At 62.4% G+C, this 24519-nt stretch carries 25 protein-coding genes and 2 riboswitches; of the genes, 10 read left to right on the top strand and 15 right to left on the bottom strand.

Annotated features, from left to right (window positions below):
* Positions 1 to 17 precede the first annotated feature (17 nt).
* The 3 genes from QOL62_RS04130 to QOL62_RS04120 all read right to left on the bottom strand — a co-directional run bounded on the left by QOL62_RS04130 (position 18) and on the right by QOL62_RS04120 (position 2959).
* A complete protein-coding gene (locus QOL62_RS04130) occupies positions 18 to 1409 on the bottom strand; it encodes a pyruvate dehydrogenase complex E1 component subunit beta (protein WP_283405287.1) in 1392 nt (463 codons plus the stop codon).
* A gap of 1 nt (position 1410) precedes the next feature.
* The gene (pdhA, locus tag QOL62_RS04125; protein WP_103729687.1) at positions 1411 to 2478 is read right to left on the bottom strand and encodes a pyruvate dehydrogenase (acetyl-transferring) E1 component subunit alpha; all 1068 of its coding nucleotides are present in this window, start codon (positions 2476 to 2478) and stop codon (positions 1411 to 1413) included.
* A gap of 169 nt (positions 2479 to 2647) precedes the next feature.
* Complete coding sequence (locus QOL62_RS04120) at positions 2648 to 2959, bottom strand: FtsB family cell division protein (RefSeq protein WP_103729686.1); 312 nt, start codon at positions 2957 to 2959, stop codon at positions 2648 to 2650.
* A 209-nt stretch (positions 2960 to 3168) separates the two neighbouring features.
* Here QOL62_RS04120 and QOL62_RS04115 point away from each other — a divergent pair, with 209 nt between their 5' ends.
* Both QOL62_RS04115 and QOL62_RS04110 read left to right on the top strand, forming a co-directional pair.
* Positions 3169 to 5064, top strand: coding sequence for an ABC-F family ATP-binding cassette domain-containing protein (locus tag QOL62_RS04115; RefSeq protein ID WP_283405286.1), 1896 nt, complete (start codon positions 3169 to 3171; stop codon positions 5062 to 5064).
* Entirely contained in the window at positions 5061 to 5522 is a 462-nt protein-coding gene (locus QOL62_RS04110) for a GreA/GreB family elongation factor (RefSeq protein WP_283405285.1), read from the top strand. The genes QOL62_RS04115 and QOL62_RS04110 overlap by 4 nt, the downstream gene beginning before the upstream one ends.
* Before the next feature lie 59 nt (positions 5523 to 5581).
* Here the strand turns inward: QOL62_RS04110 and serB are convergent, their stop codons facing one another.
* Positions 5582 to 6406, bottom strand: a complete 825-nt coding sequence (serB, locus tag QOL62_RS04105; protein ID WP_283405284.1) for a phosphoserine phosphatase SerB — start codon at positions 6404 to 6406, stop codon at positions 5582 to 5584.
* Positions 6407 to 6467: 61 nt separating this feature from the next.
* Here serB and miaA point away from each other — a divergent pair, with 61 nt between their 5' ends.
* From miaA to ilvC, 4 genes are all read left to right on the top strand, one after another.
* Positions 6468 to 7448: a tRNA (adenosine(37)-N6)-dimethylallyltransferase MiaA gene (gene miaA / locus QOL62_RS04100; RefSeq protein ID WP_103729684.1), complete on the top strand. Its 981-nt coding sequence runs from the start codon at positions 6468 to 6470 to the stop codon at positions 7446 to 7448.
* A 176-nt stretch (positions 7449 to 7624) separates the two neighbouring features.
* Complete coding sequence (gene ilvB, locus QOL62_RS04095; RefSeq protein ID WP_283405283.1) at positions 7625 to 9367, top strand: biosynthetic-type acetolactate synthase large subunit; 1743 nt, start codon at positions 7625 to 7627, stop codon at positions 9365 to 9367.
* A gap of 16 nt (positions 9368 to 9383) precedes the next feature.
* A complete protein-coding gene (gene ilvN / locus QOL62_RS04090; protein ID WP_103729682.1) occupies positions 9384 to 9902 on the top strand; it encodes an acetolactate synthase small subunit in 519 nt (172 codons plus the stop codon).
* A gap of 84 nt (positions 9903 to 9986) precedes the next feature.
* Entirely contained in the window at positions 9987 to 11006 is a 1020-nt protein-coding gene (ilvC, locus tag QOL62_RS04085; RefSeq protein ID WP_103729681.1) for a ketol-acid reductoisomerase, read from the top strand.
* 60 nt (positions 11007 to 11066) lie between these two features.
* On the opposite strand, the gene QOL62_RS04080 is transcribed toward ilvC, so the two are convergent.
* A complete protein-coding gene (locus QOL62_RS04080; protein ID WP_283405282.1) occupies positions 11067 to 11345 on the bottom strand; it encodes an HNH endonuclease in 279 nt (92 codons plus the stop codon).
* Positions 11346 to 11452: 107 nt separating this feature from the next.
* Here QOL62_RS04080 and QOL62_RS04075 point away from each other — a divergent pair, with 107 nt between their 5' ends.
* Positions 11453 to 12946: a TadA family conjugal transfer-associated ATPase gene (locus tag QOL62_RS04075; protein ID WP_199183831.1), complete on the top strand. Its 1494-nt coding sequence runs from the start codon at positions 11453 to 11455 to the stop codon at positions 12944 to 12946.
* Positions 12947 to 12986: 40 nt separating this feature from the next.
* On the opposite strand, the gene QOL62_RS04070 is transcribed toward QOL62_RS04075, so the two are convergent.
* Both QOL62_RS04070 and QOL62_RS04065 read right to left on the bottom strand, forming a co-directional pair.
* Entirely contained in the window at positions 12987 to 13601 is a 615-nt protein-coding gene (locus QOL62_RS04070; protein WP_283405281.1) for a YceI family protein, read from the bottom strand.
* A gap of 112 nt (positions 13602 to 13713) precedes the next feature.
* Positions 13714 to 13887, bottom strand: coding sequence for a hypothetical protein (locus QOL62_RS04065; RefSeq protein ID WP_233203982.1), 174 nt, complete (start codon positions 13885 to 13887; stop codon positions 13714 to 13716).
* Positions 13888 to 14024: 137 nt separating this feature from the next.
* Here QOL62_RS04065 and QOL62_RS04060 point away from each other — a divergent pair, with 137 nt between their 5' ends.
* Positions 14025 to 14933 (top strand): DMT family transporter, encoded by a 909-nt coding sequence (locus QOL62_RS04060; protein ID WP_283405280.1) that lies wholly within the window; start codon positions 14025 to 14027, stop codon positions 14931 to 14933.
* Positions 14934 to 15004: 71 nt separating this feature from the next.
* Positions 15005 to 15136: an entericidin A/B family lipoprotein gene (locus QOL62_RS04055; protein ID WP_103729675.1), complete on the top strand. Its 132-nt coding sequence runs from the start codon at positions 15005 to 15007 to the stop codon at positions 15134 to 15136.
* Between the two features lie 165 nt (positions 15137 to 15301).
* On the opposite strand, the gene gcvPB is transcribed toward QOL62_RS04055, so the two are convergent.
* The 7 genes from gcvPB to QOL62_RS04020 all read right to left on the bottom strand — a co-directional run bounded on the left by gcvPB (position 15302) and on the right by QOL62_RS04020 (position 22415).
* Positions 15302 to 16900, bottom strand: coding sequence for an aminomethyl-transferring glycine dehydrogenase subunit GcvPB (gene gcvPB, locus QOL62_RS04050; protein WP_283405279.1), 1599 nt, complete (start codon positions 16898 to 16900; stop codon positions 15302 to 15304).
* Entirely contained in the window at positions 16897 to 18267 is a 1371-nt protein-coding gene (gene gcvPA, locus QOL62_RS04045; RefSeq protein ID WP_283405278.1) for an aminomethyl-transferring glycine dehydrogenase subunit GcvPA, read from the bottom strand. Before gcvPA ends, gcvPB begins: the two co-directional genes overlap by 4 nt.
* A 138-nt stretch (positions 18268 to 18405) precedes the next feature.
* The gene (gene gcvH / locus QOL62_RS04040) at positions 18406 to 18777 is read right to left on the bottom strand and encodes a glycine cleavage system protein GcvH (protein ID WP_283405277.1); all 372 of its coding nucleotides are present in this window, start codon (positions 18775 to 18777) and stop codon (positions 18406 to 18408) included.
* 10 nt (positions 18778 to 18787) lie between these two features.
* Entirely contained in the window at positions 18788 to 19942 is a 1155-nt protein-coding gene (gcvT, locus tag QOL62_RS04035; RefSeq protein WP_283405276.1) for a glycine cleavage system aminomethyltransferase GcvT, read from the bottom strand.
* 37 nt (positions 19943 to 19979) lie between these two features.
* Positions 19980 to 20101: riboswitch (glycine riboswitch) on the bottom strand.
* A gap of 1 nt (position 20102) precedes the next feature.
* Positions 20103 to 20198: riboswitch (glycine riboswitch) on the bottom strand.
* A gap of 130 nt (positions 20199 to 20328) precedes the next feature.
* On the bottom strand, positions 20329 to 21003 hold the full coding sequence (locus QOL62_RS04030; protein WP_283405275.1) for an NAD(P)H-binding protein: 675 nt from the start codon (positions 21001 to 21003) through the stop codon (positions 20329 to 20331).
* Between the two features lie 4 nt (positions 21004 to 21007).
* Complete coding sequence (locus QOL62_RS04025) at positions 21008 to 22171, bottom strand: deoxyguanosinetriphosphate triphosphohydrolase (protein ID WP_283405473.1); 1164 nt, start codon at positions 22169 to 22171, stop codon at positions 21008 to 21010.
* A gap of 118 nt (positions 22172 to 22289) precedes the next feature.
* Complete coding sequence (locus tag QOL62_RS04020; RefSeq protein ID WP_103729669.1) at positions 22290 to 22415, bottom strand: aa3-type cytochrome c oxidase subunit IV; 126 nt, start codon at positions 22413 to 22415, stop codon at positions 22290 to 22292.
* A gap of 211 nt (positions 22416 to 22626) precedes the next feature.
* On the opposite strand from QOL62_RS04020, the gene QOL62_RS04015 reads away from it, so the two are divergent.
* Positions 22627 to 24045, top strand: coding sequence for a sigma-54-dependent transcriptional regulator (locus tag QOL62_RS04015; RefSeq protein ID WP_103729668.1), 1419 nt, complete (start codon positions 22627 to 22629; stop codon positions 24043 to 24045).
* Positions 24046 to 24123: 78 nt separating this feature from the next.
* Here QOL62_RS04015 and QOL62_RS04010 read toward each other — a convergent pair whose 3' ends face one another.
* Positions 24124 to 24480 (bottom strand): hypothetical protein, encoded by a 357-nt coding sequence (locus QOL62_RS04010; RefSeq protein ID WP_283405274.1) that lies wholly within the window; start codon positions 24478 to 24480, stop codon positions 24124 to 24126.
* Positions 24481 to 24519: the final 39 nt, after the last annotated feature.

Here is a 24519-nt window from a genome sequence, read left to right as displayed (position 1 = left end):
CACCGCCCCCAAGGCTCTTATCGGTAAGTGACCTTCTTCACCGCCGCAACGATGCGGTAGGCGTCGATGATCGCCATCTTTTCGAGGTTTGCAGCATAGGGCAGCGGCACGTCTTCGTTGCAAACGCGCACGACCGGCGCATCGAGGCTGTCGAAGCCTTCTTCCATGCAGATCGCGGAGATCTCCGATGCGATCGAGCAGACCGGGAAGCCTTCTTCAGCCACGACGAGACGGTTCGTCTTGGCGAGGCTCGCCAGAACCGTCTCCTTGTCCAGCGGGCGCAGGGTACGAAGGTCGATGACTTCCGCCTCGATGCCTTCGGCAGCCAGGGCCTCGGCGGCTTCCAGGGCAAGGCCGACGCCGATTGAGTAGGACACGATGGTCACGTCCTTGCCTTCGCGCATGATGCGGGCTTTGCCGATCGGCAGGACATGATCGTCAAGCTCGGGCAGCTCGAACGAGCGGCCGTAGACCAGCTCATTCTCGAGGAAGACGACCGGGTCCTCCGAACGGATGGCCGCCTTCAGCAGGCCCTTCGCATCCGACGCGTCATAGGGAGCGATGACGACCAGGCCGGGGACGTTCGCGTACCAGGGACCATAGTTCTGCGAGTGCTGCGCGCCGACGCGCGATGCCGCACCGTTCGGGCCGCGGAACACGACCGGACAACGCATCTGGCCGCCGGACATGTAGTTCGTCTTCGCCGCCGAGTTGATGATGTGGTCGATCGCCTGCATGGCGAAGTTGAACGTCATGAACTCGACGACAGGGCGCAGCCCCCCCATGGCCGCGCCCGTGCCGATGCCGGCGAAGCCGTACTCGGTAATCGGGGTGTCGATGACACGGGTCGGACCGAACTCCTCCAGCAGCCCCTGGGTCACCTTGTAGGCGCCCTGGTATTCGGCCACTTCCTCGCCCATCACGAAGACGCGGCTATCACGGCGCATCTCCTCGGCCATGGCGTCGCGCAGCGCTTCGCGGACAGTCGAGGTCTTCATGTTGGTGCCGTGCGGCAGTTCAGGATCCCGCGCGGTCTTGATGTCGGAGTGCAGGTTGGCGGTGCCGCTCTCGGCCGGCTTCTTGTCCTCGGCGGGCTTTTCGCCCGAAGCCGGCTGTTCGTCGAGCTTCGCTTCGGCCTTGGGTGCTTCGATGGCAGAGGCGTCTTCGCCCTCGCCCGCCAGCACCGCGATCACGGTCCCGACCTTCACGCCCTCGGTGCCTTCGGCAACAAGGAGCTTGCCAATCGTGCCTTCATCGACGGCCTCGAATTCCATCGTCGCCTTGTCGGTCTCGATCTCGGCCAGGATATCACCGGAGGTGACCTCGTCCCCCTCCTTAACCAGCCACTTGGCCAGCTTGCCCTCTTCCATGGTCGGGGAAAGAGCGGGCATCTTCAGTTCGATCGCCATCTCAGTAGCTCTCCACCAGGACGTCGGTATACAGTTCGGAAGGCGTGGGTTCAGGCGAGTTTTCGGCGAAGTCCGCAGATTCGGCTACTTGGGCGCGCACGCGCTTGTCGAGTTCCTTAAGGCTTTCTTCGGTCACGCCCATTGCGATCAGTTCGTTTTTGGCATGGTCGATCGGATCACGCTTTTCCCGTACGCCCTGCACTTCCTCGCGGCTGCGGTACTTGGCGGGATCCGACATCGAGTGCCCGCGATAGCGGTACGTGTTGAGCTCCATCAGGACCGGACCATTGCCTGCGCGCACGTATTCCAGCGCGATCTCGGCCGACTTGCGCACTTCGAGCACGTCCATGCCATCCACCGACATGCCGGGGATGCGGAAGGCGGTGCCGCGACGATGGAAGTGCGTCTCGGCCGAGCCGCGCTTTACGGCGGTGCCCATGGCGTAGCCATTGTTTTCGATCACAAAGATGATCGGCAGCTTCCAGAGAGCCGCCATGTTGAAGCTCTCGTAGACCTGGCCCTGGTTGGCCGCGCCGTCACCGAAGTAGGCCATCGCAACGCCGCCGTCCTCACGGTACTTGTGAGCGAATGCCAGACCCGCGCCAAGCGAAACCTGCGCGCCAACGATGCCGTGGCCGCCGTAGAAGCGGTGCTCCACGGAGAACATATGCATCGAGCCGCCCTTGCCCTTCGAGATACCGGCTTCACGCCCGGTAAGCTCGGCCATGATGACCTTGGGATCGATGCCGTAGGCGAGCATGTGGCCATGATCGCGATAGCCGGTGATGACCGAATCCTTGCTCCCGTCGAGAGCGGACTGCAGCCCCACGGCCACGGCTTCCTGGCCGATGTAGAGGTGGCAGAAGCCGCCGATCAGACCCAGACCATACAATTGGCCGGCCTTTTCCTCGAAGCGGCGAATGAGCAGCATCTGCTCATAGAAGCGAAGCAGCTCTTCCTTGGAAGGCTTGTAGCGCTTGTCCGCGTCCAAGGCTTCCTGAAGGCTGTGGAGCGCGAAATCCTCTTTTTCGGTAGCCGTTTCGGCCGCCGTGTTCTTTGCTTTCGGCAACGGGTGCTCCCCATCGTTGGTGCGATTGTTGAACGGCGGTATAGGAAGGACGCCCGAAAAGCGAAAGCGCAGAGGCTTGAAATTAGCCCGCGAACGCGGCCTTTTTTGCAACCTGACTTGCAGATTTCAGCATCACGCGCCTCTCCATCTGAAGAGAACGCAGAACCGCTCAGGGAAGTTGCATCACCATCTCGTCAGGATGCACGACGTTGAGCTGGCTGCGGACCAGTTCGCCCGCCAGGTCCGGATCCATCCGTTCCGGGTTCAGGAGCGCAACTCTGTTTTTGAGATGGTCCCTCGACAGCTTGAGATCGACGAGCTGCTTCTCACGTTGCTCGAGCAGCCGCTGGTTTTCACCCCAAGCGAGGAGCCCACTGGGACCGGCCACGCACCACAGGACCATGAGCAGAAGCAGCGCGAGGGCAAGGCCCTGCACCAGTCGCTCCTTGGCAATGTTGGTGTCCTGTCGCACGTGCCGCATCAGCCTCTTGAATCACATGTGATTCGGGGTTGCAAGCCCATTCAATAAAGGATTCGTCCGTTTTGCGACAGGCGAACTCCGATGGCCAGAGGCGTCGTCTCAAAGTTTTAATGTTGATAAGAATGACGGCTCATTCGGTTCATCGCTGCCGTCACCGGGAGATGCGCATCCCGGTTCCGCTTTTGCGCCGACCCTGCTAGGCGCGCGGCATGTTGACCATCCGCGATATCACTGTGCGCCTCGGCGGCCGCACGATCCTTGACGGCGCCTCCGCCACGCTGCCGCAGAACGGCAAGATCGGCCTGATCGGCCGGAACGGCGCCGGCAAGTCGACGCTGGTGAAGACGATTATCGGCGAGCTTGAACCGGATGGCGGATCGGTGGAGATGCCTCGCCGCGCTCGCCTCGGCTACATCGCCCAGGAAGCGCCCAGCGGTACGCGGACCCCGTTCCAGGCGGTGCTGGAGGCAGACACCGAACGCACGGCGCTCCTGGCCGAGGCAGAGACCTGCACGGACCCGAACCGCCTGGGCGACGTTCACGAGCGCCTCATCGCCATCGATGCCTATACCGCACCGGCCCGGGCCGCGCGGATCCTTGTAGGGCTGGGATTCGACGAGGAGATGCAGGGCCGCGCGCTGGACAGCTTCTCCGGAGGCTGGAAGATGCGCGTCGCTCTCGCGGCGCTGCTGTTCTCCGAGCCCGACGTCATGCTGTTGGACGAGCCTTCGAACCACCTGGACCTCGAAGCGACGCTCTGGCTGGAAAATTTCCTCAAGGGCTACCCCAAGACGCTGCTGGTCATCAGCCACGAGCGCGATCTGCTGAATACCGTCGTGGATCATATCCTTCACCTTCAGGTTGGGCGGCTTACACTGTACCCCGGCAACTACGACAGCTTCGAGCGGATCCGCGCGGAACGAGCGGCACAGGCTGCGGCAGCTCGCGCAAACCAGGAAGCGCAGAAGAAGAAGCTGGCCGAGTACGTTGCCCGCAACTCCGCGCGCGCATCCACGGCCAAACAGGCCCAGTCACGCGCGAAGATGTTGGCCAAGATGCAGCCCATCGCGGCCATGGCCGAAGACAGCTCGCTCAGCTTCAACTTCCCGAGCCCGGACGAACTGCGCCCGCCGCTCATCACCCTCGACCTCGCTGCGGTAGGATACGAAGCGGAAAAACCGATCCTGCGACGCCTGAACCTGCGGATAGATCCGGAGGATCGGATCGCGCTGCTTGGACGCAACGGCAATGGCAAGACCACCCTTGCCCGCCTGCTCGCTCGTCAGTTGGAACCGATGGAAGGCGCGATCAACTTCTCCCCCAAGATCCGCATCGGGTACTTCACGCAATACCAGGTCGAGGAACTGCCTTCCAACTCCACGCCGCTGGAGCTGATGACCCGCGCCATGGAAGGCAAGACCCCGCTGGCGGTGCGCGGTCAGCTCGGCCGCTTCGGCTTTTCCGGAGACAGGGCGACGGCGGAGACCCGCACGCTATCCGGCGGCGAACGCGCGAGGCTGGCCCTTGCGCTGGTGACACGTGATGCCCCGCACATGCTCATCCTGGACGAGCCGACCAATCACCTCGACGTGGATGCCCGCGAGGCGCTGGTCCAGGCGCTCAACGATTTCGAGGGCGCTGTCATTCTCGTGAGCCACGACCGCCACATGGTCGAACTGGTCGCCGACCGCCTGGTGCTGGTCGATAGCGGCACGGCGACAAACTACGACGGCTCAATGGAAGATTACATCGACTTCGTGCTCGGCCGCAACCAGCCGAAGCCCGACGCATCCGCCCGCTCGGGAAGCGCCCCGGCGAAAAAGTCCGGCGCCATCGCACGCGAGGAGCTCAAGGCGCTGCGCAAGCGGGTGACCGAAGCGGAGACGCGCATGAAGCGCCTGCAGATGCAGGTTGACGCTCTTGTCGAGGCCCTGTCCGATCCGGCTGCGGCGAAGGGTGAGTTCAAGGGACTGAACCTCGGCGAGCTTGGCAGGAGGCATGACACGGCGTCCACAGCGCTTGAGCAGGCCGAAACGGATTGGCTGGAGGTCCACGAAGAACTCGAGGCTCTCATGGGGCGCGGACAGAGCGTTTCCGCGAAATGAGCGTCGCCTTCCGCAGGGACGGAGATGAGGAGCATCTCGAGCCCAAGTTCGAGGTGCCGATCCCACCCGGGCCAAACCTCGTCACGGCAGCCGGGATGACCCTCATAGAGGAGAGGATCGAAGCGTTGGACGCCCGGATTGCAACCATCTCGGATGAAACAACACTGGCTGCGGCACGGCGAGACCTTCGCTACTGGCGCAACCGCCTTGCCACGGCGGAGCTGCAATCGACGCCAACCGGCAGCACCGTCCAGTTTGGCAGTCGCGTCCGCTTCACCCTGAACGGCAAGCCGCGAGAGATTGTGATTGTCGGCCATGACGAGGCCGATCCGGCCAGGAACCGACTTGCCTTCACCGCTCCGCTTGCCCGGGCCCTGCTCGGGGGCGAAGCTGGTGACATCACGGATTTCGGCGGGTGCGAGGACGCGATCGAAATAGTGGAGGTGACGCCGGCCTGACGCCGTCCCGGGGACAGTGGGCGGGGCGGCACACCCTGAACCGCCTCGCCGTCAGACGATCAGCGGACCCAGTCCTTTTCGTTGACGCCCAGCAGGCGCAACACATCCGTCAGGTCACCGCGATCGATCCACCCGTTCGCGGCATTGCGCGCTTTCGGCTTCGCGCGGTAGGCGATGCCATAGGTAGCCGCCTCCAGCATCGGGATGTCGTTTGCGCCATCCCCGGTTGCCAGGCTGGTGATGCCTTCTCCCCAGCGCTCCTCTGCGGCTGTTATCTCAGCAAGAAGCGTCGCCTTCTTCACTGCGGAATCGACGATGTCGCCGGCCAGTCCCCCCGTGAGCTTGCCCCCCGCGACCTCGAGGCGATTGCCGACCACATGATCGAAGCCCAGCATTTCCCCAACGGGATCGGCGAAATGGTGGAAGCCGCCCGTGACCAGGATGGTACGGCAGCCCAACTGCTTGAGCGTTTCCACAAGGACCTTCGCGCCCGGCATGGGCTTGATGCGACTGGTGAGACACTCGTCGATAGCGCCCGTGGACAGGCCATCAAGAAGACCGACGCGTTCCCGCAAGGCCTCCGCAAAATCGAGTTCGCCCTGCATCGCGCGCTCGGTGATGGCGGCTATGCGGTCCTTCAGGCCCGCGAAATCCCCGAGTTCATCGATGCATTCCTGACCGATCATGGTGGAATCCATGTCGGAGATGAACACGCGAGGCACCACCGGTTCGTCCGTGGTGATAAGGCCGTCACTGGGACTGAAGTGCGCGTCGATCGCAGCACGCATGGCTGCAGCGTCATCGTCGGGCGAGTCGATCTGCATCGTCCTGCCACAGAAATCGAGCATGGCGGCGTCCGCGATACGGACGCCTGCCCGCGCCATCTGCGCCTTTGCGGCTTCGAGTTTTGTCGAAAGATGGTCTGGTTCTGCTATCAGCCGCGCTATGAGCACTGCGAATTCCCTTGATGCGCCCTACGATATCGCCGCCGGAGACCGACCGCCTCTGGCGCTCATTGCAGGGCCGACCGCCAGCGGCAAGAGCGATTGTGCAGTGGCGCTGGCGCAGGAGCTGGAGCGACGGGGGCGGCGTGCCGTCGTCATCAATGCCGACAGTTCCCAGGTCTACTCTGACCTGACCATCCTCAGCGCAAGACCTAGCGAGGCGGACATGGGCGGCATCGAACACCGCCTTTTCGGCGCCTGGGACGGTGCGCAAAGTTGTTCCGCAGCGGACTGGGCACGCGAGGCCAGCAAGACGATCGCGGAGATCCACCGCGAAGACGCCGTCCCGATCCTCGCGGGCGGAACGGGTCTCTACATCCGCACGTTGCTGGACGGCATAGCACCGGTTCCGGAGATCGCCCCCGATGTCCGCGAGGAGGTACGCGCGCTGCCGGTCCACGTTGCCTTTGCTGCCCTGCAAAAGGAAGATCCGGACCGTGCCGCCCGCCTCGCGCCCGCTGATACCGCGAGGATAAGCCGTGCGCTCGAGGTCGTGCGATCGACGGGCAAGCCCCTGAGCCACTGGCAAGGTCGGATGACCGGCGGCATCGCAGGCGCAGTGGCGCTTCACCCCGTGATCCTGCTTCCTGAACGACAGACCCTCTATGCCCGCTGCAACCTTCGGTTCGAGCGCATGGTGGAACGCGGCGCGCTCGACGAAGTGGCCGCGCTTCTTGCCCGTAACCTGGATCCGGGTCTCCCCGTCATGCGCGCCATCGGCGTGCCCGAACTCGCCGGTGTGCTGCGTAACGAATGGTCGCTGGAGAGTGCAATTCAGCGCGGCAGTCAAGCCACCCGGAATTATGCCAAACGGCAGTTCACGTGGCTTCGTCATCAGCCGCCGGAAAGCTGGCCTCGGCAAGAAATTAAAAATTACAAGGAGAACGGCCTGAGTGCAATTATATTGCGTTTTCTGTGTTGACCTGCAACATGCGGATGCGTAGAGGCCCTTCACCTGCTGATTGGAAGTGATGCGGGAGGAGAGGAAGACCCGGTGCGGCCCAGCCGTTGTGCCGGGTCGGTTTCATTACGGCATCGAGCAAAGCCTGAAACTCGAGCCTGCGCCTTTTGCCGAGGCGGATTGAGAAGGAACGTGTTGTGAGTGAAGAGCGCAGCGGCGCCAGCATCCTGGTCGAAAGCCTGGTCAAGCAGGGGGTGGAATTCGTATTCGGCTACCCGGGCGGTGCCGTGCTTCCGATCTACGATGCCCTTTTCGGCGACGAGCGACTTCGGCACATCCTTGTACGCCATGAGGCGGGAGCGGCGCACGCTGCGGAAGGCTATGCTCGATCCACGGGCAAGCCGGGCATCGTTCTGGTCACTTCTGGCCCAGGCGCTACAAACGCGATCACCGGCATCGCGGATGCCTACATGGATTCCATCCCGATGGTGGTCATCACGGGCCAGGTGCCCACGGCCCTGATCGGTTCCGACGCCTTCCAGGAGGCGGATACGGTCGGCATCTCGCGTCACTGCACGAAGCACAACTATCTCGTCAAAGATCCCTCGGAGCTGGCGGCAGTCATCGACGAGGCGTTCCAGATCGCCACGACCGGCCGCCCCGGCCCCGTGCTCATCGACATTCCCAAGGACGTCCAGATCGCAACCGCGGTTTGGAGCGACGGGCCTGTCCAGCGCCACCAGCGCTATAGCCCCCGCACGGAAGGCACCTCGGAGGAAATCCGCCGTGCCGTGGAGATGATCGCAGCCGCAAAGGCGCCGATCTTCTACACCGGCGGCGGCATCATCAACGCGGGGCCCCGCGCCACCGCCCTGTTGCGTGAATTTCAGGCGAAGACCGGCGCGCCCGTCACGTCTACCTTGATGGGGCTGGGCGCCTTCCCTGCCGATCATCCGGACTGGTTAGGCATGCTGGGCATGCACGGCACCTACGAAGCCAACATGGCGATGAATCAGGCGGATCTCATCATCTGCCTTGGCGCTCGTTTCGATGACCGCGTCACCGGTCGTCTCGACGCCTTTTCGCCCAACTCCGAGAAGATCCACGTCGATATCGACCGCGCCTCCATCAACAAGACGGTTCAGGTGGACCTGCCCATCATCGGCGACTGCGCGACCGTGCTCGAGCAGATGCTGGTCGAATGGAGCAGCCGCAAGCCTCAGGATCTCACCGCGTGGAAGTCCAGCGTCGAGGAGTGGCGTGGCCGCAAGAGCCTGGCTTATCCGGCGAACCCGCAGGCGATCATGCCCCAGCTGGCAATCGAGCGCCTCTATGAACTGACGAAGCACAAGGATCCGGTGATCTCCACCGAGGTCGGTCAGCACCAGATGTGGGCGGCGCAGTACTTCCCCTTCTTCTCGCCGAACAAGTGGCTCACGTCCGGTGGCCTTGGCACCATGGGCTATGGCTTGCCCGCCGCCATCGGCGCGCAGTGCGGCAATCCTGATGGCCTGGTGATTGACATCGCTGGCGACGCCTCGATCCAGATGAACATCCAGGAATTGGGAACCGCCACGCAGTACCGCCTACCGGTCAAGGTGTTCATCCTCAATAACGAGTGGATGGGCATGGTTCGCCAGTGGCAGGAACTGACCTACGAGAGCCGCTACTCCAACTCCTATTCGGACAGTCTGCCCGACTTCGTGAAGCTGGCTGAGGCCTACGGCTGGAAGGGCATCCGCATCGAGAACGAAGCTGAACTTGACGCAGGGATCCAGGCCATGATCGATCATCCCGGTCCGGTGATCGTCGACTGCCTGGTTCACAAGGAAACGAACTGTTTTCCGATGATCCCCTCGGGTGCGGCGCATACCGACATGATCCTCTACGGTGACAGCGTTGCCGGCACGATGGATGACGAAGCCAAGGCGCTGGTCTGAGGACGCGAGACGAACAATGATGCACATTCAGCATGAAGCCGAGGAGCGGCACGTCCTCACCGTGACCGTCGATAACGAGGCGGGCATTCTCGCCAAGATCGCCGGTCTGTTCACGGCGCGGGGCTACAATATCGACAGTCTCACCGTGGCGGACATCACCGATAACCATGCGGTGAGCCGCATCACGATCGTGACACACGGGCCGCGCAGCCAGATCGACCAGATCCACGCCCAGCTTGAGCGTCTGGTCCCCGTCCACAAGGTGGTCGACCTGACCGAAGTCGGGCCGCACGTCGCGCGCGAACTGGCGCTGGTGAAAGTGGCCGGTGTCGGTGACAAGCGCGTCGAGGCTTTGCGCATCGCCGAAGTCTTTCGGGCCCGGCCGGTCGATACCACCACCGAAAGCTTCATCTTCGAGATGACCGGCGCGCCGGACAAGATCGACAGCTTCGTAGCGCTGATGCGCGATCTCGGCCTTGTCGAAGTGGGTCGGACCGGCATCGTCGCGATGGCTCGGGGCCCGCAAGAGGCCTGATATTCAAAGCTTGCGCCCGCCTCGATCGAGGCGCCGCCAAACATGACCGCGGTCCCGCCCTGCGGGATTACAGAAGGAAGAACGATGAAGGTCTACTACGACGCCGATTGCGACATCAACCTGATCACCGACAAGAAGGTCGCGATCCTGGGTTATGGCAGCCAGGGTCATGCCCATGCCCAGAACCTGCGCGATTCCGGCGTCAAGGAAGTCGCCATCGCACTTCGCGAAGGTTCGGCCACGGCAAAGAAGGCGGAAGCGGCCGGCTTCAAGGTCCTGTCGAACAAGGAAGCGGCCGCATGGGCCGACGTGCTCATGATCCTCGCACCTGACGAGCACCAGGCTGCGATCTACGCCGCCGACATCCATGACAACCTGAAGCCGGGCGCGGCGCTTGCCTTCGCCCATGGCCTCAACGTCCACTTCGGCCTGATCGAACCGCGCCCCGACATCGACGTGTTTCTGATCGCGCCGAAGGGCCCGGGCCACACCGTCCGCTCGGAATATCAGCGTGGCGGCGGCGTGCCCTGCCTCATCGCCATCCATCAGGACGTGACCGGCAACGCTCAGGACGTCGCCCTTGCCTACGCATCGGGCGTTGGTGGCGGCCGCTCAGGCATCATCGAGACCAACTTCCGCGAGGAGTGCGAGACGGACCTGTTCGGCGAACAGGCCGTACTCTGCGGGGGCGCCACCGCGCTGGTCCAGGCCGGCTTTGAGACGCTGGTGGAAGCCGGCTACGCACCGGAAATGGCTTACTTCGAGTGTCTCCACGAGCTCAAGCTGATCGTCGACCTGATGTATGAAGGCGGCATCGCCAACATGCGCTACTCGATCTCGAACACCGCCGAATACGGCGACATCAAGACCGGTCCGCGCATCATCACCGAAGAGACCAAGAAGGAAATGAAGCGCGTTCTGGAAGATATCCAGTCGGGTCGCTTCGTGAAGGACTTCGTGCTCGATAACCGAGCGGGCCAGCCCGAGCTGAAGGCGTCGCGCCTTGCTGCCAAGCGTCACCCGATCGAGGAAACCGGTGCCAAGCTGCGTGCCATGATGCCGTGGATCGGTGCCAACGCTCTCGTCGACAAGAGCAAGAACTGAGCCGAAGCGGCAGGCGGCCTTGGTCGCCTGCCGCTTCCTCCCACCACGCCTACCGGTGGTTCACTTCCGCCTGCGGGTTGGCGCATGGAAATCCGGTGGTTTGTCCCTGACCCACCGCACGAAGCGGTCTATCTCAGGCACCTGCCGAAGGGCGGAGGGCTCCGGCCGCAGGCGCGCGAGCTGCCCATTGTCCAACACCGCGTGAATGCTTCTATGGCATATGGGATGCAGCGGTACCGTCAGACGTCCGCCCCTGCTTTTGGGGATGGGATGATGCCATTCCACCCGCCGCCCCAGAGGGCGCCCGCACAACCAGCATTCACCGTGATCCGTAGTCACGTCATTTCCTTTTTCCGGATCATTAGGAAGTTATCAAAGTTTCAACCTTAACAGGGTGGCATCCGGTTGGTCATGTCCCTTCGGGCACCTGCGAGGTTGACGGTTAAATGACGGCATTCGGTCGGCGAAATGGTTTAAGCGGTATGGGCCAGGGAGCCCGCCCGGCTTTTGGTGTAGCGAAGCCGCTGAAGAGCGGCGGCGACAGCGCCAGCATACCCGCCAGCGCGCCCCCAGTACCCGACCCTTTCGGCAGCGACGCCGCTCCCTTGCGGGAGGATGCGATGTCGCGCCTTGCAGATCGTGCTAACGCTGTTCACGAGCAATCGGAACAGAGCGGCTTCGAAGCCTCCATCCACAAGATCAAGGAGCAGGTCCTTCCCCGCCTGCTTGAGCGGGTCGATCCGGAAGCGGCGGCGACGCTCACCAAGGACGAGCTTTCTGAAGAATTCCGCCCCATCATCATGGAGGTGCTGGCTGAGCTGAAGATCACCTTCAACCGGCGCGAACAATTTGCGCTCGAGAAGGTGCTCATCGACGAGTTGCTCGGCTTCGGTCCGCTGGAGGAGTTGCTCAATGATCCCGATATCTCCGATATCATGGTCAATGGCCCGAACCAGACGTATGTCGAACGGAAAGGCAAACTGCAGCTCGCATCCACCAAGTTCCGGGATGAGCAGCATCTGTTCCAGATTGCCCAGCGCATCGTAAACCAGGTCGGGCGCCGCGTGGACCAGACCACGCCGCTGGCCGACGCTCGCCTGAAGGACGGCAGCCGCGTCAACGTCATCGTGCCGCCGCTTTCACTGCGCGGCACTGCGATCTCGATCCGCAAGTTTTCCGAAAAGCCCATCACCATCGACATGCTCAAGGATTTCGGCTCCATGAGCGAGCAGATGGCGACTGCGTTGAAAATCGCGGGTGCCTCGCGCATGAACATCGTCATCTCTGGCGGCACCGGCTCAGGTAAGACGACGATGCTCAACGCATTGTCGAAGATGATCGATCCGGGCGAACGCGTTCTGACGATCGAGGACGCAGCCGAACTGCGGCTCCAGCAGCCCCACTGGCTTCCGCTTGAAACCCGCCCGCCGAACCTTGAGGGTCAGGGCGCGATCAGCATCGGCGATCTTGTGAAGAACGCCCTGCGCATGCGGCCCGATCGCATCATCCTGGGCGAAATCCGTGGCGCGGAGTGCTTCGACCTTCTCGCCGCCATGAACACCGGCCACGACGGATCCATGTGTACGCTACACGCGAACAGCCCGCGCGAATGTCTCGGTCGTATGGAAAACATGATCATGATGGGCGACATCCGGATCCCCAAGGAAGCCATCAGCCGCCAGATCGCCGAGTCTGTCGATCTCATCGTGCAGGTCAAGCGCCTTCGTGACGGGTCGCGTCGCACGACGAACATCACTGAGGTGATCGGCATGGAAGGAGACGTGATCGTCACTCAGGAGCTCTTCAAGTTCGAGTATCTCGACGAGACCGAGGACGGAAAGATTCTCGGCGAGTTCCGCGCCTCGGGGCTTCGCCCCTACACTTTGGAAAAGGCGCGGCAGTTTGGGTTTGACCAGGCTTATCTCGAAGCCTGTCTGTGACGAAGTCGTCCTCCCTCGTCTGAGGGAGGACGAACCGGGCTTACTTGCCCTGCTTTTCGAAAGCTGCGGTGATATCGATGCGGGTCCGGTCGCTGACTGCGGGGACATACTTGCTCACACCGAAATCGCTGCGGTTGATCACGCCCGAGGCATCGAACCCCACCGTATAGGCCTTGTTCATCGGGTTCACCCCTGCGGCCTTGAACGTCGCCCTCAAGGTGACCGGCCGCGTGACGCCATGGAACGTGAGGTTGCCGGTGATATCCGCCGTGCGATCGCCGGTACGCACCACCCTGGTGGAAACGAATCGCAGGGTGGGATACTTCGCGGCGTCGAACCAGTCAGCGCTGACCAGTTCCTGATCGAGCTTCGCGTTGGTGGTCGAGACGGTGGCGACCGGAACCGTCACGTCGAGCTTGGCTGTAGCAAGGTTCGCAGGATCGAGCGTGAGCGATCCCTTGGCACCAGGCAGCGTGCCGAAGAAGTCGTTGATACCAAAGTGTTCAACCGTGAACCGTACAAGCGAGTGCGCGCTGTCCAGGGTGTACTGCCCAGCCTGTACGGCCGCTGCGTTGGTGTTGGCCTGCTGCGCGACGATCGGCGCCGCTACGACGAGCGACAGAGCTCCGAGAGTGGATGCGAGGATGCGTTTCATTCGAAGTTCTCCTACGAGAAACATGCGTTAGACGGGCCATCCTGTTCCCAGAACGTGTTCAAACAAGACAGTCCGACAAAGCTGTTTCACATGTTCGGATTACTAGAACAAGCTAAGGTGCATATGCCCCGCCGAGCCACTGCCTGACGGTGAACGCCAGCAGGAGCACAGCGACCATGAAAGCCAAGAAGAAGATCGCGATCCATGGCATGAAACCAACCCGCTCGATGTCGGCGCGGCGCTGCCTGCGATAGTCCCCGATCCAGGCCACTGTCGCCAGAATCATCGCGCAACCGCAAAGCCAAGGGGCAAGAAAAGAAATATCCATACCTCGCCTTGCCCTTCTGCGGAGCAGAGTTAAAGCGGCCTTCCGTGACCGCTTGCTCTACCCCCAACAAATCCGACCGGCCCTCTGACCGCCCAATGCGTGCGATCGGACTGCGGTTAGCGGCAATGGTTGCTCTTGCGACCATGTTCATGCTGGCAAAACTTGCAGGCGAAGCGGGAGTATCCGTTGCCGAAATCGTCTTCTGGCGGCAGGGAATGGCTGTGCCCATCATCCTCGGCTGGCTTGCGGCGACCGGGCAACTCACCGCAATACGCACTCGCCGGCTTAGAAATCATGCCCTTCGCGCCACGACGGGTACCCTCGGTCTTTGCTGCAACATTGGCGCTGCGACGCTGTTACCGTTGTCCCTTGGAACAACCCTCGGGTTCACCGCCCCCCTGTTCGCCGTCCTCGTGACCGCATTCGTACTGCGCGAGCGAGTGGGCCCGTGGCGGTGGACGGCCGTCCTCCTTGGCTTTTTGGGGGTAATTGCGATCGCGCAGCCATCGGGCGAAGCCATGCCTGCGATCGGCGTGGCCGCTGGCCTCGGTGCAGGTCTGGTGGTTGCTATTGTCAGCTTTCAGATCCGCGATCTGTCACGGACAGAAACGCCGATCGCCTGCGTGTTCTGGTTCTCCTTCTTCGGCGCTCTCCTGGCCGCCTTCCTTCTCCCGATATACGGGAGCGCGCATGGCACGCGAGAATGGCTGCTCCTGTTCTCGATCGGGCTCGCCGGCACCATAGCGCAGTTCCTCATCACCTCTGCCCTGCGGTTCGGTCAAGTGGCAACGGTTGTGGTGATGGACTACACGACGCTCATCTGGGCGACGCTGTACGGCTGGGCGATCTGGGGGCACCTCCCTTCGGCGTCGATGTGGCTGGGCGCACCGATGATCATCGCTGCAGGCTTGATCATCACCTCACGCGAGCACTTCCTGTCGCGCCGGGTGTCGCCGGCCTCGGCACTGGACGAGAGTGCGACCCGAGATATTCAGGGAACCTGATCTTTTACCATGTGTTCTGGACCCTGCGCGGCGTGGCTGCACCCGCGCGTCCCTGGAAAAGGAATTCGGACATGGTCAAGAAGCTGGTTCTAGCTCTCGTAGCTGGTGGGATCGTGATGTCGGCCTCGGCCTGCAACACCGTGAAGGGCGCTGGTCGCGACGTGGAGTCGGTCGGCCAGGCGGGACAAGACGCCATCAACTGACGCACTGCAGGCGGTCACGACAAGGGAGCCGCGGTTCCGAGCCGCCTGCAATTCGCCTGTTTCGGGGCAGGCGTTCACCTCCACCGAGGCGGTTGAATGCCGAAGTGGACTGCTGCCGCAGTTAGTGGGCGGGAAGGTATCCCTACCTTCCCGCCGTTTACGCGCTTATCTTCCGCCGGCTTCGCTACGCGATGGCGTTCCGGCTGCTGCAGCATCGCCTTGCCACACCAGAACCGGCTTACGTGCTGCCAGCGTCTCGTCAAGCCGGCGGCGCGGCGCAAAGTGGGGCGCGGAGTGCAGGCTTTCGTCGCCCGCCTTGGCACGTTCGGCCAGGCTGCGGAGCGAGGTGATGAAGCGGTCCAGCCCCGCCTTGCTTTCCGTCTCGGTCGGCTCCACCAACATGGCACCCTTCACGACCAGCGGGAAATAGACCGTCATGGGGTGGAACCCTTCGTCAATGAGCCCCTTGGCGATGTCGAGCGTGGTGAAGCCTTCGGCGAGACCGGCATCGCTGAACAGCGCCTCATGCATGCACGGGCCACTTGCGGCGAAGGGTGCCGGAAGCAGGTCCTCGCAAGCCCGCAGGACATAGTTGGCGTTGAGAACCGCGTCCTCCGCGACCTGACGAAGGCCGTCCGCGCCATGGCTCAGGATATACGTCAGAGCGCGTGTGAACATGCCCATCTGGCCGTGGAACGCCACCATGCGTCCAAACGCCTGTGCATGGCCTTCACCCGCATTCTCCTCCTCGACGAGACGCACCGATCCGTCGGCCCCACGCGTCACGAAGGGGAGCGGCGCAAAGGGAGCCAGTGCCTCCGAGAGGACTACTGGGCCCGCGCCCGGTCCGCCGCCGCCGTGCGGCGTAGAAAAGGTCTTGTGAAGGTTGATGTGCATGGCATCAACGCCGAGGTCGCCCGGACGAACCTTGCCGACGATCGCATTGAAGTTTGCCCCATCGCAGTAGACGTAGCCACCCGCTGCGTGAACCGCATCCGCAATCTCGCGCATGTCCGGTTCGAAAAGGCCGCAGGTGTTGGGGTTCGTGATCATCACCCCTGCCACGTTCGGTGCCAGTTTCGCCCTGAGAGCTTCAACATCCACTCTTCCGGCCGGAGTGGCGGGAATGGTCTCTACCTTGAAGCCTGCGAAGGCGGCCGTGGCCGGGTTCGTGCCATGCGCGCTCTCCGGCACCAGCACCACGTCGCGCGTTTCACCACGTGCGTCGAGGGCAGCGCGGATGCACAAAAGACCGCAAAGTTCACCATGTGCACCCGCCTTCGGGCTCATGGCCACCGATGCCATTCCCGTCAGCTTCATGAGCCAGTCAGCCAACTGTTCGATGACTTCGAGCGCTCCCTGCACCGTCGTCTGAGGCTGCATCGGGTGTACGTCGGCGAATCCCGGCAGCCGGGCCATCTTCTCGTTAAGGCGCGGGTTATGCTTCATGGTGCAGGACCCGAGCGGAAACGGCCCCAAATCAATCGCGTAGTTCTGTCGCGATAGGCGGGTGTAGTGACGGACCACCTCGGGCTCGGTCAGGCCCGGCAAGGCAGGCGCCTCGCTTCGAAGGAACCGGGCAAGGCCTTCTATGGGGGAACGGTCCGCATAGTCGATGTCGACACCGCACTTGTCGGCTGCGCCGAGCTCGAAGCTGAGGCCCTCTTCAAGCATCAGGCCGTAATCGCCTGACAACGTTGTGTTTTCTGCTCTTTCTGCCTGACCCAGCGAGGGGCGCCAACCGGCCGCGTTGGGGGCGCTCATGCATTGCCTCCTGCAAGAACGGCTTGCAGCGCTGTGGCGAAAGCCTCTATATCTTCATCTGTCGTGGTTTCGGTCGCAGCGACCAGGAGACCTTTGTGCAGACCGTCCGCGACGGGGAATAGCCGACCCAGCGAAACGCCGCCGAGAACCTGCCTGTCTGCCAGCGCGCGAACGACTTCGCGCGCGTCGCGCGGAAGAACCACTGTGGCCTCGTTGAAGTACGCTGTGTTGAGCACCCGCACGCCCGGAATCCTCGCCAGGCGCTCGAACGTGGCTTGAGCCTTGGCATGATTCACGACGGCGAGTTGAGCCAGCCCCTCACCGCCAAGCAGCGTCAGATGGACACTGAAAGCCAGCGCGCAAAGACCTGAGTTGGTGCAGATATTACTTGTCGCCTTTTCGCGACGAATATGCTGCTCCCGCGTGGAAAGGGTCAGGACGAAGCCGCGCCTGCCTTCCGCGTCGACGGTCTGGCCGCATAAGCGGCCGGGCATCTGCCGAACGAACTTCTCGCGACACCCGAAGAGCCCGAGGTAAGGTCCGCCGAACTGAAGTCCCACTCCCAGCGACTGTCCTTCGCCGACGACAATGTCAGCGCCGAGCGCGCCCGGCGCCTCGATGAGCCCAAGCGCGACCGGTTCGGTGACGACCGCTATGAGCAAGGCACCCTTCGCGTGTGCCGCCTCCGCGATGGCGGCAAGGTCGGGAATACGACCCAGAACGTCGGGGTATTGCACTACGACACAGGAGGTTTGGTCATCGATGCTGGCGATGACCTCATTGTCGTCCGGCTCGGCGACCAATTCGGGGGAGAGACTGACGATGTCATCCCTGGTGAACTTCGCCATCGTGCGAACCACTTCGGCGTAATGAGGATGCAAGCCCCCGGACAGAATCGCACGGCCCTTGCGGGTCACACGAGCTGCCATCAGAATGGCTTCCCAGCATGCCGTCGAACCATCGTACATGGATGCGTTAGCGATATCGGTCCCGAACAGGCGCGCAACTTGAGTCTGGAATTCAAAGAGAACCTGCAAGGTCCCTTGCGCAATCTCAGGCTGATACGGCGTGTATGCGGTCAGGAACTCGCCGCGCTGAATCAAGTGGTCAACCGACGCCGGGACGTGATGGCGGTAAGCGCCAGCGCCAAGGAAGAACGGAACGGAGCCAGCGCTGATGTTCTTGGCAGCCAGAGCAGTCATGTGGCGTTCGACGGCCATTTCGCTGGCATGCGCTGGCAGACCGTCGATCGGCGCGGTCAGACGTGCGGCGGCGGGAACGTCGACGAACAGATCGTCCACGGATCGTGCGCCGATGGTTTCAAGCATGGCTGCCCGATCGGCCGGGGTTAGCGGGAGATATCGCATAAGGCGTTTTCCTGAATGAACTTCAGTTCGTAGCTGCCTTGACGAGGGCGGGCACTTTACAGACGAGGCGCGGAAAGAGCCACGGTCGTCAGCCCACGACGTCCTCCCGATCGGCGCGCAATCGGGAGGACGAACCCATCAGAGACTTTCGAGGTAAGCCTGGTACGCTGCCTCATCCATGAGGGCGCCAAGCTCCGATACATCGCCCAGGGTCACGCGGAACAGCCAACCTCCGGTCTCCGCCTCGGTGTTCACCAACTCGGGCTGGTCTTCCAAGGCCGCATTCACCTCGGCGATGGTTCCGGAAACCGGGGTGTAGACGTCCGATGCAGCCTTGACCGAGTCCACGACGGACACGGAATCGCCTTTGGCGACGGTCGCACCCTCTGCGGGGAGATCGACAAAGGTGATGTCGCCAAGCTGGCCCTGCGCGTAATCGGTAATGCCGACTGTGCCGAGGTCACCTTCGACTTCGATCCACTCGTGGTCTTCGGAAAAATAGCGGGTCATGGAAAGCTCCTCAGCGATGATAACGGTGGGGGACGAACGGCATCGACACGACCTTGGCGGTCAGCGTCTTGCCGCGCACCTCCACGATCAGTTCGGCACCCTCCGCCGCATGGGCGGTGTCGACGTAAGCCATGGCAATCGGCTGTTGCAGGGTGGGAGAGAAACCGCCGGAAGTGACAACGCCACTTTCCTGATCTGCAACAAAAATTTTTGCTCCTTCGCGAGCAGCCATACGCCCTTCGAGCATGAGGCCGACGCGGCGACGAGATGTGCCATTCGCGAAGTCCGCGAGCACCCGCTCCGCCCCGGGGAAGCCGCCTTCAATCCGACGCCGCTTGTTGACGGCGAACTTGAGCTCTGCGTCCACGACGCTCGTTTCAGGTTTAAGATCATGGCCGTAAAGCGGCAGGCCCGCTTCAAGCCGGAGACTGTCACGAGCACCCAGCCCAATCGGCTTCACCTCCGGCTCGCTGCAGAGAAGGTCGGCAACCTGGGTCGCAGCCGCCGCGGGTATGGAGATCTCAAAACCGTCCTCGCCCGTATAGCCCGAGCGACTGATCCAGGCGTCCACACCGGCGAGCTGGAACGCTGCGCCCTTCATAAAGGTCAGCGATGACAGCGGGATGTCGCCCGAAGCGTGTCGCTCCAGCGCGGCGAAGGCCTGCGGCCCCTGCAGCGCCAACAAGGCGCTTTCATCAAGGTGATTGAGGTTTACCTCATCCGGCAGAAGCTCGCGCAACGTGCCAATATCGTCCCACTTGGTGGCGCCGTTCACCACAAGGTAGAACCCGGTTTCCCAGCGGGTGACCATAAGGTCATCGAGGATGCCGCCGTTCTCGTCCAGCAGCAGCGAGTACCGCACCGCTCCGCTCTTCAGCGTAGACAGATCGATTGGCAGCGCCGCTTCGATTGCCGCTTCAGGGGCTTGCGTGTCGCCCTCCTCGCTCGAGATGTAGAGCTGGCCCATGTGGCTCACGTCGAACAGACCAGCGTTCTCTCGAACCCAGAGGTGCTCGGCCATGATGCCTTCGTACTGAACGGGCATATGGTAGCCGGCGAATTCGACCATGCGACCGCCTTTATCGCGATGCCAAGCATCAAGCGGCAAGTTGAGCGGGGCGAGTTCCTCCACGCCATCTTCATCGGTAACAGGGTATTCGCTCAAGACACGACTCCGCGCGCAGACATGGTACACCAGATACGGTGCCCCCTCTGTCACGGAAACCTGAGAGCTTCCCCAACATACCCCGGATGAGATGAGTTGGGTTACACCGTCGGCGGCCACGCATCGGATGGAAGCGGGGCACTTTCCAGAGGCTCGCTTTCGACGCTGCGCGGTCCTTTTGCCTGAGAGATTCCGGGGCGGTTGCTCCTTCGGCGCCTTCCCGACGAATCGGTCTGGTCTCTCCCGCGCGTGTCAGCGAGTGCCGACAGCCTTGGGTGAGCGCCTCGCGCAAGTCAACGTTGCGATGGCGCAACCGTCGGCGATAAAGATTGAAACGAGGTTTAGGGTGTTGATCCGGCGGCCTAGGTCGGCGGCGGTGCCGGATTTCATTTGCGGCTGGCCGCCTGCACGATCGCGTCAAACTCGTGAACAAACCTGCCTTCCACGGGTTGCTCGGCCAAACTTACAATCGCTTTCGCCACATCCGATGCGCGGATGGAACGATAGCGGCGCAGAGGCCCATGAAACAGGAGCGCTCCGACAGCAGGAGCCGTCAATTGCCCCAGCCGCTCCAACGGACGTGACTGGCCTCTTCGACCGCGAAGCAGGCTTGGTCGCAGCACGTCGAGGCGTTTCAACGGCAAGCGTGCAAGTGCATCCTCCGTCTCGCCCTTTACCTGGAGGTAAAAGCTGCGGCTTTGTCGGTCAGCGCCCACCGATGAAACGACGATCATGTGCGTGATACCGGCTGCCACGGCACCTTCAGCCACGTACCGGACGAGATCATGATCAATGGCTCGGAACTGCGGTCTGCTGCCCGCAGCCTTCATCGTCGTTCCCAAGGCGCAGACAAGAACGTCGGCCCGGGACTCGCGGATGAGGCTGGGCCAGTCGATTGGCTCCCCTGCCAGGAACTCGGCATCAGGAGGAACTGTTTCGCTGCGCCTGCGCCCGACCCCCACCACGTGAACGTCATCGCGCCCTGTGCAATGCTTCATGATGGCTGAACCAACCAGTCCGGTCGCGCCGACCAGGCAGATGCGACGTAGCTTCGAATTCATACTATCAGACGTTGCTCAGGCCTTCGGTCGTGCGCCCGTAGATCTCGGCATGGCGCGCGATGGCGAAACGATCCGTCATGCCGGCGATGTAGTCCGCTATGTGGCGACTGCGGGCCGGTTCGAAGCGCGGCATGGTATCGATCCAGCTGTCTTCCATCAGAACCGTCTCCTGAGAATAGGCAGAATAGAGTTCCGCCAGCAGCGCCCGTGCGCGGCGCGCCGTCTCCAGTTGCTCCGGGTGATGGTAGAGACGATCATACATGAACCGCTTGAAGGTTCGTTCGGCCTCGGCCATTTCCGGCGAAAAAGCCACGAGCGCCTTCCCCGCCGCACGTACATCATCGACGCTTTCGATCCCGACGAGGTTGTCGCGCGTCTGCGCCACAAGATCGTTCACCATGACACCGATCTGCGTGCGGATCAGTTCGGCAAGCTGGCGGTCCAGCGGAGCGTTGGGATAACGCCGCTCCACCTCTTTCCAGTGATCCCGGACGAAAGGTTGAGCGAGAACCTCTTCCAGTTCGAGGAATCCAGCTCGCAGCCCGTCATCGATATCGTGATTGTCGTAAGCGATATCATCCGAGAGAGCGGCAACCTGAGCCTCAAGCGACGCGTGCGTTCCCAAGTCCAAGTTGTAGGCAGCGTCCAGTTCGGCCAGCGCCCAAGTCGGCTGAAGGACTGGCCCATTGTGTTTGGCAAGCCCTTCCAATGTCTCCCAGGTCAGGTTCAGGCCATCGTGCTCGCAATACGGACTGTCGAGGCGCATCAACGTGCGCAGTGTGTGAGCGTTATGGTCGAAACCGCCCGCCTTGTGCAGCGCCGCGTTCAGCGCGTCCTCTCCGGCATGCCCGAAGGGCGGGTGCCCGATGTCGTGGGCCAGAGCCAAAGCTTCTGTAAGATCTTCATCGAGGTGGAGGATGCGTGCGATCACGCGCGCGATCTGTGCCACCTCAAGGCTGTGCGTCAGCCGGACCCTGTAGTGATCGCCGTCCGGCGCCACAAAGACCTGAGTCTTGTAACGCAAGCGGCGGAAGGCGATCGAATGGATGATCCGGTCCCGATCCCGCTGGTACGGGCTTCTTTCGCCACGAGGCAGGCCGTTCTCGATGGAGAACTCCCGCCCACGAGTGCGGGCGGGGTTGGAGGCGTAAGGGGCCAAGGCATGTATGAAGGTCAAGCGCGCGGGCTCCGCGAAGGCGAATGGTAACTGCTTGCCTCGCTCTAGCGGGTTGAACTGTCACCGCACAAGAGCACCGCCACAGGGCCGGGGCCGAAACGGATGAGCCTCAGGAGGCGATGATGCCCACGACCATGGCGACGATGACGACAGTGATCGCAGCACCCCAGGTCGAAGCTTTCACGAAGCCATTATAGGTCTGCGTTGCAGACTTGATGTCGTGTCCGGACGCCATTGTCTCTTCACCCCAAAACTGTTTACCTGTTCCGCAGCCTTAGCGTTACGATTACATGCGCTCAAGCACCAAGAGAGAACATCGCGGAAACGCAGCATCCACACCGCCGGGTCCACCACACCAACCGACAGGCCGGCACTTAACAGCGTCTTTACCCATTCCCCTTAAGTGGTCTCATTCGTAACCAGAGGCGGTAGAAACGGCGACACCCATGGCGGATCTTGATCAGCGCCTCCTCATGCTCATCGACGATGAACCCGCGCAAAGCCGCCTCATCTCCGCGCTGGCATCTCGCGAAGGATGGCGGACGCTCATCGTGCGCGATGCGGAAACCGCGATTGCCACTCTCGGTACGCGGCAGGGCATGCAGCTCTCGGCCATCATCCTTGACCAGGGGGTGCCGGGTGACGAGGCCTGCGCGCTGATCTCGGAGCTCAAGTCCCGCCGGCCGGCCCTGCCGATCCTGATGCTGACGACGAGCACCTCCCCCGTGCTTGCCGTCGAGGCCATGCGTGCGGGCGCGACCGACTATCTCGTAAAGCCGGTCGCTCCTGATCGCCTGATGCACGCCCTGCGTTCGGCCACGACGCAGGAAGCACCTCGTGACGAGCTGGCGCCGTTAACCGAGAAGATGCCGTCGAACCCCGATTTCGAATCTATGATCGGCGCCGCGCCCAACTTCCGCAAGGCTCTGGCGGTGGCGGCGAAAGCCGCCCGGGGGCACGCGCCTGTCCTCATCGAAGGGGAAAGCGGATCAGGCAAGGAGATGCTGATCCGGGCCATGCATGCGGCATCCCCGCGTGCCCGCATGCCCCTTCGGATCATCAACATCGAAGGGGTCCCTGCCAACTCGATAGAATCGGTTCTCTTCGGCCACGAGAAAGGCGCATTCCCCGGCGCGTTCGATCGCCAGGTCGGCGCACTCCAACACTGCGACGGCGCTACCCTGGCGCTGGATGAGATCGACCGCCTTCCTCCCGCCGTGCAGGAGCGCTTGCTTGAAGCGGTGAAGAAAGGGGACTGCCGCCCGATCGGTGCGCGCCACTCCTTCCGCGTGGACGTGCGCCTTATCACCGCCAGCAACCTGCCGCTGGCGGACCTGGCGGACCAGGGCCACTTCGATCCGGAACTGCTCGCCGCTCTGTCACCGACGAAAGTGACGCTGCCGCCTTTGCGGGAACGAACCGGAGACATCCCTGCCCTTGCCCGTTTCTTCCTGGCGCGGATCGGTGAACAGCCGGGGCTGCGCGAGCTTGGCATCACTGACGGCGCCCTCTCTCTGCTGGCCGCTTACGACTGGCCCGGCAATGTACGCCAGTTACAGACCGTCCTGTTCCGCGCAGCTGTGTTCTGCGAGGGGGACGCCCTGACGTCCGAAGATTTCCCCCAGCTTGTGAACATATTGGGCACAACCTTATCCACAGCCCCTGCGATGCCCGAAAGTGCCGGCGTGATGCTCTACACGCCGGATGGTCATCTGCGGCCGCTGGAGGAAATCGAAGCGGATGTAATCCGGCTGGCCATTGGCCTTTACCGCGGCAGAATGACGGAGGTGGCCCGGCGCCTGGGCATTGGTCGATCCACGCTTTATCGCAAGCTCTCTGAACTGGGGATCGACAACGCAGCCTGAAGCTGCTGCTTGGGTAGAGTCGAAAGGCAATTGCCGCACCGCGTGAGCAGCCCGGCAACGCAGTTGCGAGTTGTCGGTTTAGAGATTTTCGATGTAAACAGTTGGCACGCGATAACCACGCTTCGCCATCGCCTTTACGTACGTTCCGCGTTCGTGGCGCAGTTCGGTGCCGTATTCCTCCCAGGCGTCCCGCTGATCCTCGATGTCGCTGGCGTGGCGAAGGTCGGACGAGAGTTCCTTCTGAGTCTCGTTCACATTGGCCCGATAGTTGAACCAGTGCTTGCCCTCGATCCCGCCGATGGGCGATCGAATGATACGATCCTCCTCAGCCCGGGCCGCCTTCTCCTCATACATGGTCGGGACAACGGCGATGGCGGTTACAGGTGCAACGGCAAGGGCCAGCGCGGCGGCGCGAAAAATGGTGGTCTGCTTCATGGGTTAACCCCTTTTCTGCTTTCCATGCGAAGCGGAATT

The organism is Novosphingobium panipatense (assembly GCF_900182875.1).
Taxonomy (GTDB): domain Bacteria; phylum Pseudomonadota; class Alphaproteobacteria; order Sphingomonadales; family Sphingomonadaceae; genus Novosphingobium; species Novosphingobium panipatense.
Note: the sequence above shows the minus strand (reverse complement) of the source record. Positions and strands in the feature narration are given on the sequence as shown.